18 protein-coding genes are annotated in these 16,025 nt (G+C 61.8%); 2 read left to right on the forward strand and 16 right to left on the reverse strand.

Going from position 1 to position 16,025, the window contains the following annotated elements; translation table 11 throughout:
- Window positions 1-4 precede the first annotated feature (4 nt).
- Entirely contained in the window at window positions 5-1,108 is a 1,104-nt protein-coding gene (locus A0J57_RS14295) for an alkane 1-monooxygenase (RefSeq protein WP_008828148.1), read from the forward strand.
- A gap of 82 nt (window positions 1,109-1,190) precedes the next feature.
- Window positions 1,191-2,231 (forward strand): 2Fe-2S iron-sulfur cluster-binding protein, encoded by a 1,041-nt coding sequence (locus A0J57_RS14300; RefSeq protein ID WP_008828147.1) that lies wholly within the window; start codon window positions 1,191-1,193, stop codon window positions 2,229-2,231.
- A gap of 59 nt (window positions 2,232-2,290) precedes the next feature.
- Here the strand turns inward: A0J57_RS14300 and hcaB are convergent, their stop codons facing one another.
- From hcaB to A0J57_RS14380, 16 genes are all read right to left on the reverse strand, one after another.
- Window positions 2,291-3,091: a 3-(cis-5,6-dihydroxycyclohexa-1,3-dien-1-yl)propanoate dehydrogenase gene (hcaB, locus tag A0J57_RS14305; RefSeq protein WP_031309914.1), complete on the reverse strand. Its 801-nt coding sequence runs from the start codon at window positions 3,089-3,091 to the stop codon at window positions 2,291-2,293.
- Window positions 3,092-3,122: 31 nt separating this feature from the next.
- Window positions 3,123-4,628 carry an aldehyde dehydrogenase gene (locus A0J57_RS14310; protein ID WP_008828145.1) on the reverse strand — a complete coding sequence of 502 codons (1,506 nt, stop codon included), beginning with the start codon at window positions 4,626-4,628 and terminating at the stop codon, window positions 3,123-3,125.
- Window positions 4,629-4,647: 19 nt separating this feature from the next.
- Window positions 4,648-4,929 carry a 2Fe-2S iron-sulfur cluster binding domain-containing protein gene (locus tag A0J57_RS14315; protein ID WP_008828144.1) on the reverse strand — a complete coding sequence of 94 codons (282 nt, stop codon included), beginning with the start codon at window positions 4,927-4,929 and terminating at the stop codon, window positions 4,648-4,650.
- Window positions 4,919-5,152 (reverse strand): 2-hydroxymuconate tautomerase, encoded by a 234-nt coding sequence (locus A0J57_RS14320; RefSeq protein WP_008828143.1) that lies wholly within the window; start codon window positions 5,150-5,152, stop codon window positions 4,919-4,921. The genes A0J57_RS14315 and A0J57_RS14320 overlap by 11 nt, the downstream gene beginning before the upstream one ends.
- Window position 5,153: 1 nt before the next feature.
- On the reverse strand, window positions 5,154-5,924 hold the full coding sequence (locus tag A0J57_RS14325; protein WP_024020833.1) for a 2-keto-4-pentenoate hydratase: 771 nt from the start codon (window positions 5,922-5,924) through the stop codon (window positions 5,154-5,156).
- A gap of 1 nt (window position 5,925) precedes the next feature.
- Window positions 5,926-6,957 carry a 4-hydroxy-2-oxovalerate aldolase gene (gene dmpG, locus A0J57_RS14330; protein ID WP_008828141.1) on the reverse strand — a complete coding sequence of 344 codons (1,032 nt, stop codon included), beginning with the start codon at window positions 6,955-6,957 and terminating at the stop codon, window positions 5,926-5,928.
- Complete coding sequence (locus tag A0J57_RS14335; RefSeq protein ID WP_008828140.1) at window positions 6,954-7,892, reverse strand: acetaldehyde dehydrogenase (acetylating); 939 nt, start codon at window positions 7,890-7,892, stop codon at window positions 6,954-6,956. Before A0J57_RS14335 ends, dmpG begins: the two co-directional genes overlap by 4 nt.
- 22 nt (window positions 7,893-7,914) lie before the next feature.
- Entirely contained in the window at window positions 7,915-8,709 is a 795-nt protein-coding gene (locus tag A0J57_RS14340) for a 2-keto-4-pentenoate hydratase (protein ID WP_008828139.1), read from the reverse strand.
- A 4-nt stretch (window positions 8,710-8,713) separates the two neighbouring features.
- Window positions 8,714-10,198, reverse strand: coding sequence for a 2-hydroxymuconic semialdehyde dehydrogenase (locus tag A0J57_RS14345; RefSeq protein WP_008828138.1), 1,485 nt, complete (start codon window positions 10,196-10,198; stop codon window positions 8,714-8,716).
- A 40-nt stretch (window positions 10,199-10,238) separates the two neighbouring features.
- Window positions 10,239-10,670 carry a heme-binding protein gene (locus A0J57_RS14350; protein WP_037517470.1) on the reverse strand — a complete coding sequence of 144 codons (432 nt, stop codon included), beginning with the start codon at window positions 10,668-10,670 and terminating at the stop codon, window positions 10,239-10,241.
- Window positions 10,671-10,672: 2 nt separating this feature from the next.
- Window positions 10,673-11,596, reverse strand: a complete 924-nt coding sequence (locus A0J57_RS14355; protein ID WP_024018961.1) for a catechol 2,3-dioxygenase — start codon at window positions 11,594-11,596, stop codon at window positions 10,673-10,675.
- A gap of 18 nt (window positions 11,597-11,614) precedes the next feature.
- A complete protein-coding gene (locus tag A0J57_RS14360; RefSeq protein ID WP_008828135.1) occupies window positions 11,615-12,466 on the reverse strand; it encodes an alpha/beta fold hydrolase in 852 nt (283 codons plus the stop codon).
- Window positions 12,467-12,633: 167 nt separating this feature from the next.
- A complete protein-coding gene (gene gstA / locus A0J57_RS14365; protein WP_008828134.1) occupies window positions 12,634-13,239 on the reverse strand; it encodes a glutathione transferase GstA in 606 nt (201 codons plus the stop codon).
- Window positions 13,240-13,281: 42 nt separating this feature from the next.
- Window positions 13,282-13,770: an aromatic-ring-hydroxylating dioxygenase subunit beta gene (locus A0J57_RS14370; RefSeq protein ID WP_008828133.1), complete on the reverse strand. Its 489-nt coding sequence runs from the start codon at window positions 13,768-13,770 to the stop codon at window positions 13,282-13,284.
- Window positions 13,767-15,047, reverse strand: a complete 1,281-nt coding sequence (locus tag A0J57_RS14375) for a Rieske 2Fe-2S domain-containing protein (RefSeq protein WP_008828132.1) — start codon at window positions 15,045-15,047, stop codon at window positions 13,767-13,769. Before A0J57_RS14375 ends, A0J57_RS14370 begins: the two co-directional genes overlap by 4 nt.
- Window positions 15,048-15,057: 10 nt before the next feature.
- Window positions 15,058-16,008, reverse strand: coding sequence for a PdxA family protein (locus tag A0J57_RS14380; protein WP_008828131.1), 951 nt, complete (start codon window positions 16,006-16,008; stop codon window positions 15,058-15,060).
- Between the last annotated feature and the right edge of the window lie 17 nt (window positions 16,009-16,025).

Here is a 16,025-nt window from a genome sequence, read left to right on the forward strand (position 1 = left end):
TCCGATGGACGGACTGCGCTATTTTCTCATTCCGGTCATGACCTTGGCGGGCGTTATCGGATTCATGCTCGGCGGCAGCTACGTCTGGCTGGGCGCGGCGACCTTTCCGGTGTTGATGACGCTGGATATCCTGCTGCCGGCGGACCACAAGATGCGCGCGCAGGGCACGGCACTGCTTGGCGATTTCGCCATGTACCTCCAGCTCCCGTGCATGATCCTGCTGGTCTGGGCCTTTGCCCGATCGGTTGCGACCGCGATCAACCCGATCACCGGCGCCGACAATTCAAGCTGGCAACTGGCCGGATCGCTGCTCAGCCTGGGTTGGCTCTCGGCGGTGCCGACCCTGCCGGTGGCGCATGAGCTGATGCACCGCCGCCACTGGTTTCCTCGCTATGTCGCCAAGTGTCTGAGCGCGTTCTACGGCGACCCCAATCGCGATATTGCCCATATCGTCACCCACCACGTCCATCTCGACACGGCCAAGGATAGCGATACCCCTCGGCGCGGGCAGACCATCTACAGCTTCGTGTTCCAGGCGAGTTGGGGTTCCTACAAGGATACTTGGGAAAAGTCGGCCGAAATCCTCCGCAAGCTTGGCCATGCTTCGCTGGGATGGCGCAATCCGGTGTGGCTACTGCCGCTCTTATCGGGCAGTATCATCGTCTTTGTGGGCTTGACGGCAGGCCTTGGCGCGGCGCTGACCGCTGTCGGCGCGATGGTAATGGCCAAGATGTTCGTGGAGGGGTTCAACTACTTCCAGCACTATGGCCTGATCCGGGTCGAAGGGGCGCCGATCGAGCTCCATCACGCCTGGAACCACCTTGGCGCGATCGTCCGGCCGATCGGTGCGGAAATCACCAACCACATCAACCATCACCTTGACGGGCATATCCCCTTCTATGCGCTGAAGCCCGAACCGCAAGCGCCGCAGATGCCCTCACTGTTCCTGTGCTTCGCCGCCGGACTGATCCCGCCGGTCTGGTTCCGCTTCATCGCGCAACCGCGCCTCAAGGACTGGGACGAACGTTTCGCCACCCCCGGCGAACGCAAGCTGGCGGATCAGGCCAACGCACAGGCTGGCTGGCCGCGCTGGCTGGCCAGCACTTGAACGCCAGGCCAATCGTCCACCCTCATTCGGGCGACAATCTGCAACTGCAGATTCCGCCCGCCCATTTCGGAAAAACCCGACAATGTTTTCTTTCCTGCGCAAATCCAAGATGAACACCGTAACCGTGGAAGGATCGCCGACCACGCTTGACATACCGGCGGGCAAGACACTTCTTGAAGCGATGCTGGACGCGGGTCTGGCCATGCCGCACGATTGCAAGGTTGGCTCGTGCGGTACCTGCAAGTTCAAGCTCGTGTCTGGCAAGATCGGCGAATTGAGCCCGTCGGCCCTTGCACTTGAGGGCGACGAACTGCGCAGCGGCTTTCGCCTCGCCTGCCAGGCCATTCCGCGCTCGGATCTGACAATCGCGGTTGATGCGCCACTCTCGCAAGGGATCGCCATTGCTACATATCGCGGCACCATCGTCGCCGCACAACGGCTATGCGAGGATATAATCGGGCTGACCATCGAACTGGATCGGCCACTGGCCTTCACTCCCGGACAATACGCTGATCTGACCGCTCCCGGCATCGAAGGTGCACGCAGTTATTCATTCGCCTTCGCGACGGTTGGTGAACCCACCCAGCAACTGCATTTTCACATCCGGCACGTTCCGGGCGGCGCATTTACCGACTGGCTGTTCTGCACCGATCGCACCGGAATGGAGCTGAAGGTTACCGCCCCCTATGGGCAATTCGCCCTCAAGGACAGCACTGCCCCCATTCTTTGCATCGCCGGGGGTAGTGGTCTAGCGCCGATCATCTCGATTCTGGAGCAGGCGCTCGACCGGGGCGCAGACCGGGCGGTGCACCTGCTGTACGGTGCGCGCCGTAAGTCCAATCTCTATGCCCTCGACAAAATTGCGGCCCTTCGTCAACGCTGGATGGCCCCTTTCGAATTCGTCCCGGCCTTGTCGGATGAAGAGCCAGACAGCGACTGGGCAGGAGCGCGTGGGCTGATCACCGAGCAGATTGCGGGCGTTGCAGACCTGGCGGCGCACGAAGCCTATCTGTGTGGCCCACCGGCGATGATCGACTTTGCCGAAGCGCAATTGCTTGCCGCCGGCCTCTCACGTTCGGTCATTTCGGCCGACCGCTTTCTTGATCGCAGCAATCGCACGTAAAAAAAGACGGGCGCTCGACGAATCGAGCACCCGCCAAGGGTGGAGAGATCTAAGCCGCTTCAGCTTCCGGGGCGTTTGCCGATGCCGATTCCACCGTCGCTGAGCAAAACCGTTCCTGTCATGTAGGCCGAGTCCCGACGCGAGGCGAGCAAGGCATAGAGGCCGGAGTGATCATCCGGTTCGGCGATCCGCGCGAGCGGCGTCATCCCGGCAATCATCGCGTCGAGCCCTTCCATATCTTCCATGTGAACATCGGCTGTTCCGCCCGCATGGGTACCGCCCAGCGGCGTTCGGGTGCCGCCTGGCGCCACGCCGTTGACCCTGACGTCGGGGGTTAGTTCCCAGGCGAGCTGGCGGATCAGGCCCAGCACGGCGTGCTTCGACGCCACATAGGGCGTACCGCCACCGCCGGTGTAGAAGCTTGAAGTCGAGGCAGTAAAGATGATGCTGCCCTTGGTCTTACGCAACTCCGGAATTGCGGCACGGGCGCCAAGGAAGTAGCCCTTTACGTTGACGCCGAAGATCTCGTCCAGCGTTTCCGAGAGCTTTTCGGGTTCCATGTCCGCAAGCGGGGTCATGAAATCCCAGATCCCGACATTGCCGACGAACACGTCAAGCTTGCCGAATGCAGCCACGGTTGCGACGACTGCCTTTTCGTTGTCGACATAATTGCGGACATCGCCCTCAATCACGACTACTGCGTTGCCATGCCGCGTACGCACCAAGTCGGCCTGAGCGGCATCCCTGACCAGGACGCCAACCTTGGCACCTTCTTCGATAAAGCGCGCGACGACCGCCTCACCGATCCCTGTGGCGCCGCCGGTTAGCAGCGCCACTTGTCCTTCGAGCCTTGCAGTCACATCGTTCCTCCCGAAGATCGCGGGTTCTCGATCACTGATCGAACATCCCGACGCGGCCTTCCTGAAGGTTGACCACGACCGACTTTGTCTGGGTGTAGTGGTTCAGCACTTCATGGCTGAATTCACGCCCGAAGCCGCTCTGCTTGTAACCGCCCAGCGGCATGTTGGCCTTAAGGTTGTAGTAGCGGTTGATCCAGACCGTGCCGGTTTCAAGCTGACGCGCGATCCGGTGGGCGCGGGCAAGATCCTTGGTCCACACGCCGCCGGCCAGGCCGTAGGTGGTGGCATTGGCCTGCTGCATCATGTCGGCTTCGTCGTTCCAGCTGATTACAGTGGTCACCGGCCCGAAGATCTCCTCCTGCGCGATGCGCATTGTGTTCTTCACATTGGTGAACACCGTCGGCTTGATGAAGTTGCCACCCGCCAGATTTGCAGCATCGGCGCGGGTGCCGCCGGTCAAAACTTCGGCCCCTTCCTCGGTTGCGAGCTGCAGGTAGCTTTCTACCTTGTCGAACTGCATCTTCGACGCCTGGGCGCCAAGCTGGGTTGCCATATCGAGGGGATCGCCCTGGCGGATGCCTTCAAGCGCGGTTTTGAACTTGGCCAGGAACTCGTCCTGGATCGACTGGTGCAGGAACAGGCGCGAACCGGCCAGGCAGACCTCACCCTTGTTGAGCACAGTCGACATCGTAGCGCTTTCCACCGCCGCGTCGATATCGGCATCGCCGCACACGATGTGCGCCGACTTGCCGCCCAGCTCGAGCGTCTGCGGGATGATGTTTGCGGAGGCATACTGGATAATACGGCGGGCAGTGGCGATCGAACCGGTGAATGCTACCTTGGCGACATCGGGGCTGGTGACCAGCGCCTCGCCCACATCCGCACCATAGCCGGTGACGACGTTGATCACACCCGGCGGCAGCAGATCGGCCATTTCCACGAAGAATTCGATCACCGAAAGACAGACCGTCTCGGCCGGCTTCAGAACGACAGTGTTGCCCGATGCCAGCGCTGGTGCGATTTTGCACGCCATCATCAACATCGGTACGTTCCACGGGATGATCTGCGCGCAGACACCGAGCGGTTCGCGGTGAACGATGCCGATCGCATCGGGATAATCGAGCGTCTGGCCATGCAGGCCATAGGCCGCGCCAGCGAACAGCTCGAACTGACCGATAGTCTGGGTCATGTCGAAGAACATCGATTCGCGCATCGGCTTGCCGTTGTTCAACGTTTCGAGCGTCGCGTAGTGCGACTGGCGTGCCTTCAGCCGGCGCGCAATTTCGATCAGGATCTCCTGGCGCTCGCCGGGCAGGCTTTGCGACCACTTGGGAAAAGCAGCCTTGGCAGCGGCAATCGCACGCTCAATGTCCTTGGCATTGCCGGCCTGGATCTTGGTCAGCACCTTGCCGGTCGAGGGATTGAGTAGATCGATGGTCTTGCCGCTGTCCCCGGCAATCCACTCGCCGCCGATATAATGGCCGTACTCGGACTTAATGCCGTAGTCGTTTTCTGTACTTTTCAACTGCGTAGCCATGACAACTCTCCCTTGGTTTTCATAGAACTTCGATGACTAGGTCATCCATCGGATAGATCCGACAGGCCAGGGCGTATCCCTTTGCCTGGTCGGCGACAGAAACCTTGGCCGTGCTCATCTTGCCGGTCCGGTATTCGCCTTCAACAACTCGAACCAGGCAAAACCCGCAACCACCGCCACGGCAGCCCACTCCTATATCGCTGGAACCAAACTGCTCCATCGCGATCAGTACGCGTTCACCCTCGGGGCAAGCGAACTGCCCCCCTCCGAGGATCCGGATCTGGTAGGGCTCAAGCCTCATTCGACCAATCTTCTTCGACTCGGGGCTGCGCGGCAGCGGCCTTCGCCGCAAAGCTTACCCCCCCCACCGCGAAATGCGCTGGGTCCATCTCGCGAAGGATGACGCGAACTGACTCACGCGGCGCCCCGATCGCACCGATGGCAGCATCGGTCAGCGCCCGGATCAGCCGCTCTTTGGCTTCCGGCGGGCGCCCTTCGAGCAGGTTGACCTCGATGATCGGCATATCAGGCCTCCACCTGGAACATGACCGCGCCAAGGTTCTGCACGGTCGTCCGCACGGTCTGGCCGGGAGCCAGGTTGGGCGCGGCGGTGATGCCGCCAGCCATGACGATGTCACCGGCGTTGATCTGTTCGCCCGCTTCGGCAACCAGCCGGGCCGCAGCAACCAGCGAACGGATGGGGTGGCCAAGGATCGCCGCGGTCGACCCGACCTGTACCACTTCGCCATCGATTTCGAGGATCACGCCCAGATTCGAAAAATCGATCCGGGGATCGTGCCAGGATCCGATCACCAGCCCCGACGAGGAAGTGTTGTCGGCGATCACGTCCTCGAGCGCGAACTTGAAGTTCTCGTAACGGCTGTCGATGATCTCCATCGCCGGGGCGATCGCTTCGACTGCTGCCAGCGCAGCGGCGGCAGTCACCTTACCGACCAGCGGGGCCTTCATCAGAAAGGCGACTTCCGGTTCGACCCGGGGGTGGACGTAGCGCGCGCGCGAAAGGGCGGATCCTTCCTCGACCAGCATCGCATCGGTCAGCCTGCCCCAGGCCACTTCGTCGACGCCGACCTGCAACATCTTGGCCCGGCTGGTCAGCCCCATCTTGACGCCGATGCGCCGTTCGCCACGCGACAGGCGCCGATCGACCGAGAGCTTCTGCACCTGATAGGCCTCTTCCACCGTGAAAGCGGTGTCCACAGGGGTGATTTGCGGGGTAGCTGTTGCTTCACGCTGTGCAGAGTCGAGCATTTCCGCGTATTTCGCCAGCCTGTCCATCTCAGTTGGCCTTAGCTTTGATCAGATCAAGCGCAACGTCGATGATCATGTCTTCCTGGCCTCCGACCATCCGGCGGTTGCCCAATTCGACGAGGATCTCGCGGGTATCGATTCCGTACTGTTCCGCTGCCTTTTCCGCATGGCGCAGGAAGCTTGAATAGACGCCTGCATAGCCCAGGCTGAGCGTCTCGCGATCGACCCTCACCGGACGGTCCTGAAGCGGGCGTATGATGTCGTCCGCCGCGTCCATCAGCGCCATCACGTCGCAGCCGTGCTTCCAGCCCTTGCGGTTGGCGGCGGCGATGAACACCTCGAGCGGTGCGTTACCGGCTCCCGCACCCATCCCGGCAAGGCTCGCGTCGATCCGCACCGCGCCCGTCTGCGCGGCGACGATCGAATTGGCCACGCCCAAGGACAGATTGTGGTGCGCATGGATGCCGCGTTGGGTTTCAGGCTTGAGCACCCGGTCATAGGCTTGGAGACGTGCGATCACGCCATCCATGTCGAGCGCCCCGCCGCTGTCGGTGACATAGACGCAATGCGCGCCATAGCTTTCCATCAGCAGCGCCTGCTGCGCGAGCGCTTCGGACTCGATCATGTGGCTCATCATCAGAAAGCCCGATACGTCCATGCCCAGATCGCGCGCGATGCCGATGTGCTGCTTGCCGACGTCGGCCTCGGTGCAGTGGGTCGCGACGCGCACGGAGCGCACCCCCATGGCATAGGCGCGCTTGAGTTCTTCGGCGGTGCCGATGCCGGGCACCAGAAGCGTTGTCAGCACCGCGTTCTGGATGACATCAGCGGCAGCCTCGATCCAGTCCCAGTCGGTATGGGCGCCAAACCCATAGTTGAAGGTCGAACCGTTCAGGCCATCGCCGTGCGAGACCTCGATCGCATCCACCCCTGCCTCGTCAAGCGCCTTGGCGATCGTGCGCACGCTGTCGGTGCCATACATATGCAGGATGGCGTGCATCCCGTCGCGCAAGGTCACGTCCTGGATGTAGAGCCGATCAGATGTTGGATCAAAGGTCATGCTGCGATCTTTTCCATATGAGTCTTGGCCAAGCTCTCGCCTGCCGCCTTGGCGGCAGCGGTCATGATGTCGAGATTACCGGAATAGTTGGGCAGATAATCGCCCGCGCCCTCGACCTCGAGGAACACGCTGGTCTTGAGGCCTTCGAATTCACCGTAGCCGGGGATCTTGAGCGGCCGGTTCGAACCGAAGCGTTCGAACTGCACGTCCTGCTTGAGCCGGTAGCCCGGCACGTATGACTGCACCCTGGCAATCATCGCCAGGACCGAATCGCGCACCTTTTCCTCATCGACCATTTCCGACAGCGTGAAGATCGTATCGCGCATGATCATCGGCGGTTCGGCGGGATTGAGAATGATCACAGCCCGGCCCTTGGCCGCACCGCCGACAGTCTCAATCGCCCGCGCGGTGGTGCGGGTGAACTCATCAATGTTGGCACGGGTGCCGGGACCGGCGGAGCGCGACGAAACCGACGCGACGATTTCCGCATAGTGCACCTTGGCCACCTGCGAGACCGCCGCGACGATCGGAATCGTAGCCTGGCCGCCGCAGGTCACCATGTTGATGTTGCGAACGGTCGCATCGACCGCGGGGTTGACAGGCGGGATGGTCGCCGGACCGATCGCTGCCGGTGTCAGGTCGACCATCAGCTTGCCGTCGCGGGCGAGTATCTCGTCATGCGCCTTGTGCGCATAGGCCGAAGTCGCATCGAAGGCGATGCCGATATCGGCATATTGCGGCATCCGACACAGGCCCTCGATCCCCTCGTGAGTGGTGGCCACGCCCCTTTCGCGGGCCATCGCCAGGCCTTCCGAGGCCGGATCGATCCCGACTACCGCTGCCAGCTCCAGAGTGTCCGAGCCCTTGAGCAGTTTGATCATCAGATCAGTGCCGATATTGCCGGAACCGATAATTGCGCACTTCATCCTGGCCATTTGACCAACCTCCACTTCCAATTCAGTCAGCAGCAAACGTAGCTCGGACAGTGCCAAGCCCATTGATCCGCGCTTCAACGACATCTCCGCGAGAAACCCCGGCCATCGGGCCGAGCGCGCCCGAAAGGATCACGTCGCCTTCCAGCAGGGGCCGCCCGGCATTCGCCATGACCCGCGCCAGCCACAGGGAAGAGGTGATTGGGCTACCAAGACAGGCGATCCCGGCGCCGACCGAAATCGGTTCGCCTTTTACCTCCATAACCATGCCGCACGTGCGCAAATCCAGCCTATCTAGCTTGCGCGGCACCGCGCCGAGCACGAACAGTCCGCTCGACGCGTTGTCGGCGATCGTGTCCCAGATCTTGATGTCCCAGTTGGCGACGCGGCTGTCGACGATCTCGATTGCCGGAACGACATATTCGACCGCGCGGATCATCTCGGCGGTGGTCATGTCGGGGTGGGGCAAATCCCGCCCAACGACGATCGCAATCTCGGCCTCGACCTTGGGCTGGATGACCTGATCAAGCGACACCGGGATACCTTCCGGCACGTCCATGTCTGCGAACAGCATCCCGTAATCGGGCTGGTCCACCCCCAACTGGCGCTGGACTGCAAGCGACGTCAGGCCGATCTTGCGCCCTACGAGCCGCCGCCCGCTAGCCAGGTAGTGCCGGGTGTTGGATTCCTGCACAGCATAGGCGGCCTCAACGCCACCGGCGGCAATCAGGTCTCGGATCGGACTGACCGGTGTGCCGCTTTCGGCGGCGCCGCGCAGCGCCAGAGCCGCTTGTTCGATGGTTTTAGGGTCGATAGTCATCGTCTTAAAGCTTTACGCAGATGTTGGTGATCTCGGTGTAGAATTCGAGGCTGTGCACCCCGCCTTCCCGGCCTATGCCGGAATGGCCGGACCCGCCGAAAGCCGTGCGCAGATCGCGCAGGAACCAGGAATTGACCCAGCACACCCCCACCTCCATCGCCGCCGCCACGCGGTGTCCGCGGGACAGGTTTTCGGTCCAGACTGAGGCGCACAGGCCGTATACCGTATCGTTTGCCAGCGCGATCACCTCGTCCTCGCTGTCGAACGGTAAGATGCCGCAGCACGGCCCGAAGATTTCCTCGCGCATCACGGTGTCGCCGTGGGCGACGTCGATCCACAACGTCGGTTCCACGAAGAAGCCGCCGGCTTCCGCGCCCGAGATTTCAGGAACGCCGCCGCCGGTGACCACGGTGGCCCCGTCCTCGACCGCACGGCGATAGTAGCCCAGCACTTTCTCGCGGTGCTCGGCGCTGATCAGAGGGCCGAGATAGGCGCGATCACCGGTCACGCCCGGCTTGAAGTCCTGCGCCGCCGCCGCCATCCGCGCCACGAAGGCATCGAAGATCGGCCGTTCGACATAGACCCGCTCGGTTCCGAGGCAGACCTGCCCGGTGTTCAGGAAGACCGAGCGCGACAGACCCTCGACCGCTTTGTCGAGGTCGGCATCGGCGAACACGATCGCCGGGTTCTTGCCACCGAGTTCGAACGAGATGTCGCGAACGCCGGTCGCGGCCTTCTGCATGATGGCCTGTCCGGTGCCGGTTTCGCCGGTGAAGGTGATGGCATCGACATCGGGGTTGGACGTGAGGAATTCGCCGGCCGAACCCGGACCGAATCCATGGACGACGTTGTAGACACCCTTGGGCATGCCCACCGCGTTCATCACTTCGCCCAGTAGGGCAGCGGTACGAGGCGTTTCCTCGGACGGCTTGACCACCACGGTATTGCCGCAGGCAAGCGCCGGGCCAACCTTCCAGGTCATCAGCAGCAGCGGGAAGTTCCACGGGCAGACGACGGCGACCACACCCTTGGGCTTGCGCACGGTATAGTTGAACGCCTGGCCGCCATCGGGGGTTGGCGTGTTGAAGCTTTCGCCCGGCATCGTCGAGACGACATCGGCGAACATGCGGAAGTTAGCGGCTCCGCGCGGAATATCGATATGCGACGCAACATGACGCGGCTTGCCGGTGTCGGCCACTTCGGCAGCCAGGAAATCATCCGCTCGGCGTTCGATCTCGGTCGCCACGGCGGTGATCAGCTTGACCCGTTCGGCCGTGGTCATCTTGCCCCACGGCCCGGTAAGCGCGGCCTTGGCCGCAGCCACGGCGTCGGCGACGTCTGCCTGGCTTGCTTCGTGCACAACCCCGATCTCGGCCCCGGTGGCCGGATTGACGTTGGAAAACGACTTGCCCTCGCTGCCTTCGCGATAGGACCCGTCGATGAAGTTCAGGATAGTATCCGTGATTGGAGAGGAGGAGACGGAAGTCATTGGTGCATATTACCTACGTTTTGCCAGAACCCATGGGGCGTCAGAATTGCCTTGCGCCGATCGCAGCGAGGCCGGCGTTGGCGTACTCGACGTCCATCGCTTCGCTCCCGCCGGAAATACCAATCGCACCGACGAATTCACCGGCAATTTCGATCGGTAGGCCGCCGCCGAACATCGCTATTCCCGGCTGCGCGACGATCCCGTCGCGCAAGGCCGGATTGCCCGAAACCATCGCATAGAGATCCGGCGTCGGGACGCGGAAGCTGGCGGCGCTGTAAGCCTTGTCCTGCGCGATCTTTGCAGACGGCGAAGGGGAGCCGCTGGCGCGCACGAACGCGACCAGGTCTCCCCCCGCGCCGACCACCGCGGCAACGACCGGACAGCCCGCCGCCGCACCCATGGCAACGGCGGCAGCCGCTGCCTTGAGCGCCAATTCGTGGCCTACTGTCCGGACCGAAACCACCCCGTCCATGATCAGGTGTTCACCGTCATGAAGCGGTCGTTGAGCGCCTTTTCGTAGTAGAAGATGGCCTTGCCGGCGTTCTCTGCCTGCCACAGGCGCTGCGGATTGTCCGGATAATAAATGTAACCGCCGCTGAAGGTTTCGTTGCGGTTGCCCGAGGGATCGAAGAAGTAGATCGTCTGCCCGCGGGTGATCCCATGACGGGTCGGCCCGATATCCAGCGAAATATCGTAGCGGCTGATGATGTCGGCGGCATGGCCAACATCGTGCCAGGATTCCAGGTTGAACGAGGTATGGTGGATCTTACCGTCTTCGGGATAGCCTAAGAAGGCGACATCGTGTGCTTTGTTGCTGCAGCTAAGAAAGATGCCGAGCCGGGCGCCGCTGGTTTCATCGACCAGTTCCTCGGCGACTGAGAAATCAAGCGCATCGACAAAAATCTTGGCCGAACTGGCTATATCCACGCCGTTGAGCGCACAGTGATCAAAGCGGGTGGCACGCATGCCACGTGGCTCCACGACCCAGACATCGGGGTTCTTGACGGCCGGACCGGTGGCCGACAGCGCCATCTCGGCGTAAAGTTCGAAGACGTGCTGTGTCGGCGTGTTAAACCGAATCTTGCGGCCTACACCGGGATCTTCCCCCGCCGGGATCACGTCGACATGGACACCGATATCGAGCAAGCGCTCGGTAAAATGGTCCAAGTCCGCGTCCTTGGCGACCTTGAAGCCCATCACATCCATGCCCGCCTGATCGGCCTCGCGAAGGATGATACTGTGACGATCGAATTCGTCGAACGCCTGGAAAAAGGCCCGATCCCCCTCGCGATTGACGAAGTTTAGACCAATCCGGTCGCGGTAGTGGATAATGGCCTCGTCCAAGTCCAGAACCCTGAGCTGGACATAGCCAGGACGAATTACACCAGTCAAAGCCATGAAGAATCTCCTCTCCGATCAGGCCTTGAGGCCATGCTTAAAGAACTCGGCAACCATCCGGTTGAAACTTGCCATCCGCTCGATCTGCACCCAGTGTCCGCATTCGGCGAACAGGTGCAGATCGGCCCGCTGCATCAGCGTGGCCAAGCGTACGGTAGAATCGAGCGGGATCACCTGATCGGCAATCCCGTGCAGGATCAAGGTCTCGTGCGCGATTGCGGCGATGTCCTCCTCGCGGCTGGCGAGCATCGCCACGTTGGCCTGGCGGTCGGCGCCGCCGAACGTTGCATGATAGGGTTCATGTGCTTCGGGCCGGGCGCTGGCGACATAGCGCGACTGGATCAGATCCTCCGTCAGGCGGCTGTGATCCCAGGCAAGGTACTTGAGCGATTCGCGCATGGCCTCAACTGACGGCACGTAGCCCCAAACCTTGTCGAGCGCAGGAGTAATCGGAAAGTTGAGCCCTGCAGGCCCCATCAGAACGGCGCGTTCCACCCGATCGGGGTGGGCAATCATGAATGCCAGCGTGATCCCGCCACCGAACGAGTTGCCGACCATCGAAATCTTGTCGATGCCCAATCCGTCGAGAAAACTGGCGAGCTGATCGACCCAGACCTGCTTGTCTTCGATCCGGCCCTTGCTGTCCGAATAGCCGAAACCGAACATGTCGGGCGCGATGACCCGGAAATCCTGAGCAAGAACCGGAATGTTCAGGCGCCAGTTGGCCCATGCAGTCACGCCAGGCCCGGAACCATGAACCAACAGGACCGGATCGCCCTCGCCGACGTCATGATAATTGGTCGAGCTTCCGCCGATGACGAACGAATTGGCGATTTCCGGTCGGCTCGTGTCCAATGTCGCGCTTGCCATGATAGCCAACCAGTCCTTTCCCGCTTCGTTGATTTTGTATCCACATGGTGTCGGGACCGAGTCGGCGAACTGACACCTTACAGTAGCTTTCATTGCACTATTTCAAACGCATTGGCAAATAAAGAATGCGGCGAGGCGGCAGAAATCGCCGCCTCGCGCATGCCCGATCAGACGAGCCCTTCGGCCTTGAGTGCTGCGCCAACCGACGGGCGCTGCGCGATCCGGCCGCAATAAGCACCAAGGTTGGGATAGGCGCTCATGTCGATCCCGACATGGGCCGGCCAGCCCAGCATCACGAACAGATAGATGTCGGCGACGCTGAATTCAGAACCGGCATAGTGTTCCTTGTCCAAAAGTTCCTTGTCCAGCGCACCCAGATGATTCTTGACGGCGGTCGAGGCCGCGAGCTTTGCTTCGTCGCTGCTGCCGGGTGTGAAAAGCGGTACGAACGCCTTGTGGAATTCCGACCCCAGAAAACTCAGTCGGCTGATCAGGCGGTAACGCTCCAACGTGCCATCACGAGGCGCCAGGGCCGCGTCTGGCTTCTGATCGGCGATGTAGAGCAGGATCGCAGGATTTTCAGTCAGGGTTTCGCCACTGTCGAGGGTCAGCGCAGGAACTTTGCCTGACGGATTGACCGTCAGGAAATCGTCTCCGGTCTCTACCTTGCGGGTCGCCAGATCGACCTTCACCGCATCGAACGCCGCACCGGTTTCGCGCAGGGCAATATGCGGTGCGAGCGAGCAGGCACCAGGGCTAATGAACAGCTTCATGGATAGTCTCCTTTTGGGCAAACCAGGAAATGCGGGATCGGCTCAGATCGGGGTCGCCAACAGGGTGGCGATTCGCAGCGTGTCGTAGATGCAGGTCCGGCTCTTCAGACGAACGGTTCCACCGCTAAGATCGAACCAGTCGACATATTTGCCGGCATTGTAGATACGCGTTTCACCATCGTTACGGGTCTGGAAGACGACATAGCTGGCTTCAGCAGAAACCTGGTTGCCTTCCGCGCCGGTGATCACCGCACGCCCGATCAGGTGCCGGTTGAAATGTTCGGGGAAGACGTTTGCCTTGCGCAGCGCGACAACCCGATCCGCCAGCATCCCTTTGCTGTCGCAATACATCACAGCTGCGGGCAAGCCGTTATCGACATTCTCGCGCGCGATCACCTGGTACAGGCAATCGTCAACGAACAGCGTAGGCCATTGCTCGAGCCGGTCATCATCAAGGCAAAGCCCGTAAGCCGCGTTGAAATCGTCGATCGCACTTTGCGCGACTTGCGCTACTTCGGCTGCAACGCTCATGCCCGGCCCTCCGCTGCGAGATCGGCCAAGGCATTGCCCATCAGCCCGAGATAGCCCTTCCAGAACCCGCGCACGGAATTTTCATCCATACCCATCGGGGCGTATGACGGTCGGACATCGTCCCCGCCCATCTCGACAAAGCTGCGCTTGCCTTCGGCACCGATCGTGCCCTGCTGGCACAGTTCGACCGCTTCGCCGTCTTCCATCGAAATCAACCCAGACGGTCCAACCAGGTTGAGGTTGCGAAGGCGGTGGCGAGTCGTTTCATCATCATCGTCGGCATAGCCGAAATAGGTCCAGACCAGCTCGGTCTTGTCGGTCCCGTGGGGCACGATCTGCCTGGTGGCGAGGGTGTTCTGGATCTGCTGGACAACGACAGACGGGAAGATCGACTGGATGTGCAGTCCGACATCATCAGCGATCTCCGGGCGGAATGCCAGCAGGCGCTCGTCCTGCAACTTGGCCTCACCCTGCATCTCGCGGTTGGCCTCGTCACCGAACGAGCCGTAGTCGACATCGCCCTTGGGCTTAGACACGGTAAAGACGGTGTGGTAGCCCTCGTCCGAAACCAGACCCGCGCTTTCCTGGCTCTGGCGGTAGATGCCGAAAGTGGGATAGAACAGGTGCAACAGACCGCCGTGGTAGCTGTCACGACTGTTTTCCGAATAGAGCTTCCAGTTGCCGGCCATGAACTGTCGCGCATAGCCCAGAACCTTGACCGGGCGCTGGAAGACGCGCTGAATGTATTTGCGCATCACTGGACCCAGAAAGTCGTCGAGCGGGGCGATGGTCGGGTTGAAGGTGCCGAACACGAGGCCGCCGAATGTCTCGACCCGCAACCGCTCCAGCGAATGCTCGGCCATATTGAATTCCTTCGAATAGCCGCCCACGCCTTTCAGCCCCCGCCGGAACGGCACGCCGACAAGCGCACCGGTCGCGTCGTAGGCCCACTGGTGATAGACGCAGACGAACGCCCCGTCGGCCTGGTTGCCACGCAGCGAGCGGCACACGGTTGCGCCCTTGTGGGCGCAGCGATTTACCCAGGCATGGATGGTGCCATCGGTTGCCCGCGTCACCACCACCGGAGTATTGCCGACATGGGTCGAACGGAAATCGCCGCTGTTGGCCAGCTCGGCTTCGAGGCCGAGGTAGCACCAGGTCTGTCCGCGAAAGATGTTTTCCTGTTCGGCAGTGAAGATCGCTTGGCTGTGATAGACTGCGTAATCGACCGCAGTCGGCTCCGACCCCGCGGCGACGGGCATGGTTTCGGCGTTCATGGTCTTCTCCCTAAGCTTGTTCGAAACCGCGGCCCGAAGCGAGTCGTCCGCAAGTGCGCATCGCGCTCAGCATCATCGCGGCATCGGCCTTGCCGGTACCGACGATGTCGTAGGCGGTGCCATGGGCCACCGACATGTGCAGGTACGGCGGCCCCATGATGATCACGCTATTGCCCGAAAAGCCCCAGGTCTTGACCGCGATGTGGCCCTGATCGTGGAACATCGCCAGGACCATGTCGTAGCGACCCTCGATGCAGTGGCGGAAGACCGAGTCAGGCGCGATAGGCCCTTCGACATCGATGCCCCTTGCCCGCGCGGCTTCAATCCCAGGCGCAATTTCAAGGCGATCCTCGTCGCCCATGGCATGTGGGTTGAGACCGGCAACCGCGATCCGCGGTTGGGCGATGCCCCACGATTGCATGGCCTCGTGCAGTTGCCCCACCGCCGTGGCGACGAGATCGGCTGAAATGACGTCGATCACTTGCCGCAGCGACATGTGGTCGGTGAGATGCGCAACCCTGAGCGGCCCGGTCAGCAGCACCAGATAGCTTTCGCCCGGGGTCGGGCTGATGACCCTGTCGAGCTTCTTGGCAAGTTTAAGCGAACCAGTGCTGATCGGCCCCATGATCGTGGCGGCGAAAGAACCGTCGCGGGCCAACGCGTCGAGCTCATCCAGCCATTGCGCGGTGGCGTGCCCGGCGGCCTCGGTGTCCTCGCCCAGGGGCAGAACGCCATCGGGCAGCGCGCCGGTATCGATGACGTCGATGATCGCGGGATCGTCGCTGGGTTTTTCGAAGCCGCGCATCACCCGCAGCCGTGCCTTGGTGCCAGTGAAATCGAGCGCCCGCTCTACCGCCGCAGCAGACCCGACCAGCACGGGGATCGAATCCGTGTGTACGGCACCGTCGGCCAGCGCCCTGACAGCCACTTCGGGTCCGATCCCGGCGGGATCACCGATCATCGTCCCCACGACGGGGC

It is taken from the genome of Sphingobium sp. 22B (genome assembly GCF_001580035.1).
Taxonomy (GTDB): Bacteria; Pseudomonadota; Alphaproteobacteria; order Sphingomonadales; family Sphingomonadaceae; genus Sphingobium; species Sphingobium fuliginis.

Excerpts from the sequence above, each read along its gene's own strand:
- A0J57_RS14295 (WP_008828148.1), top strand. The coding sequence starts at position 5 with ATGGACGGACTGCGCTATTTTCTCATTCCGGTCATGACCTTGGCGGGC.
- A0J57_RS14300 (WP_008828147.1), top strand. The coding sequence starts at position 1,191 with ATGTTTTCTTTCCTGCGCAAATCCAAGATGAACACCGTAACCGTGGAA.
- A0J57_RS14310 (WP_008828145.1), bottom strand. The coding sequence starts at position 4,628 with ATGGCTACGCAGTTGAAAAGTACAGAAAACGACTACGGCATTAAGTCC.
- A0J57_RS14315 (WP_008828144.1), bottom strand. The coding sequence starts at position 4,929 with ATGAGGCTTGAGCCCTACCAGATCCGGATCCTCGGAGGGGGGCAGTTC.
- A0J57_RS14320 (WP_008828143.1), bottom strand. The coding sequence starts at position 5,152 with ATGCCGATCATCGAGGTCAACCTGCTCGAAGGGCGCCCGCCGGAAGCC.
- A0J57_RS14325 (WP_024020833.1), bottom strand. The coding sequence starts at position 5,924 with ATGGACAGGCTGGCGAAATACGCGGAAATGCTCGACTCTGCACAGCGT.
- dmpG (WP_008828141.1), bottom strand. The coding sequence starts at position 6,957 with ATGACCTTTGATCCAACATCTGATCGGCTCTACATCCAGGACGTGACC.
- A0J57_RS14335 (WP_008828140.1), bottom strand. The coding sequence starts at position 7,892 with ATGGCCAGGATGAAGTGCGCAATTATCGGTTCCGGCAATATCGGCACT.
- A0J57_RS14340 (WP_008828139.1), bottom strand. The coding sequence starts at position 8,709 with ATGACTATCGACCCTAAAACCATCGAACAAGCGGCTCTGGCGCTGCGC.
- A0J57_RS14345 (WP_008828138.1), bottom strand. The coding sequence starts at position 10,198 with ATGACTTCCGTCTCCTCCTCTCCAATCACGGATACTATCCTGAACTTC.
- A0J57_RS14350 (WP_037517470.1), bottom strand. The coding sequence starts at position 10,670 with ATGGACGGGGTGGTTTCGGTCCGGACAGTAGGCCACGAATTGGCGCTC.
- A0J57_RS14355 (WP_024018961.1), bottom strand. The coding sequence starts at position 11,596 with ATGGCTTTGACTGGTGTAATTCGTCCTGGCTATGTCCAGCTCAGGGTT.
- A0J57_RS14360 (WP_008828135.1), bottom strand. The coding sequence starts at position 12,466 with ATGGCAAGCGCGACATTGGACACGAGCCGACCGGAAATCGCCAATTCG.
- gstA (WP_008828134.1), bottom strand. The coding sequence starts at position 13,239 with ATGAAGCTGTTCATTAGCCCTGGTGCCTGCTCGCTCGCACCGCATATT.
- A0J57_RS14370 (WP_008828133.1), bottom strand. The coding sequence starts at position 13,770 with ATGAGCGTTGCAGCCGAAGTAGCGCAAGTCGCGCAAAGTGCGATCGAC.
- A0J57_RS14375 (WP_008828132.1), bottom strand. The coding sequence starts at position 15,047 with ATGAACGCCGAAACCATGCCCGTCGCCGCGGGGTCGGAGCCGACTGCG.
- A0J57_RS14380 (WP_008828131.1), bottom strand. The coding sequence starts at position 16,008 with ATGATCGGTGATCCCGCCGGGATCGGACCCGAAGTGGCTGTCAGGGCG.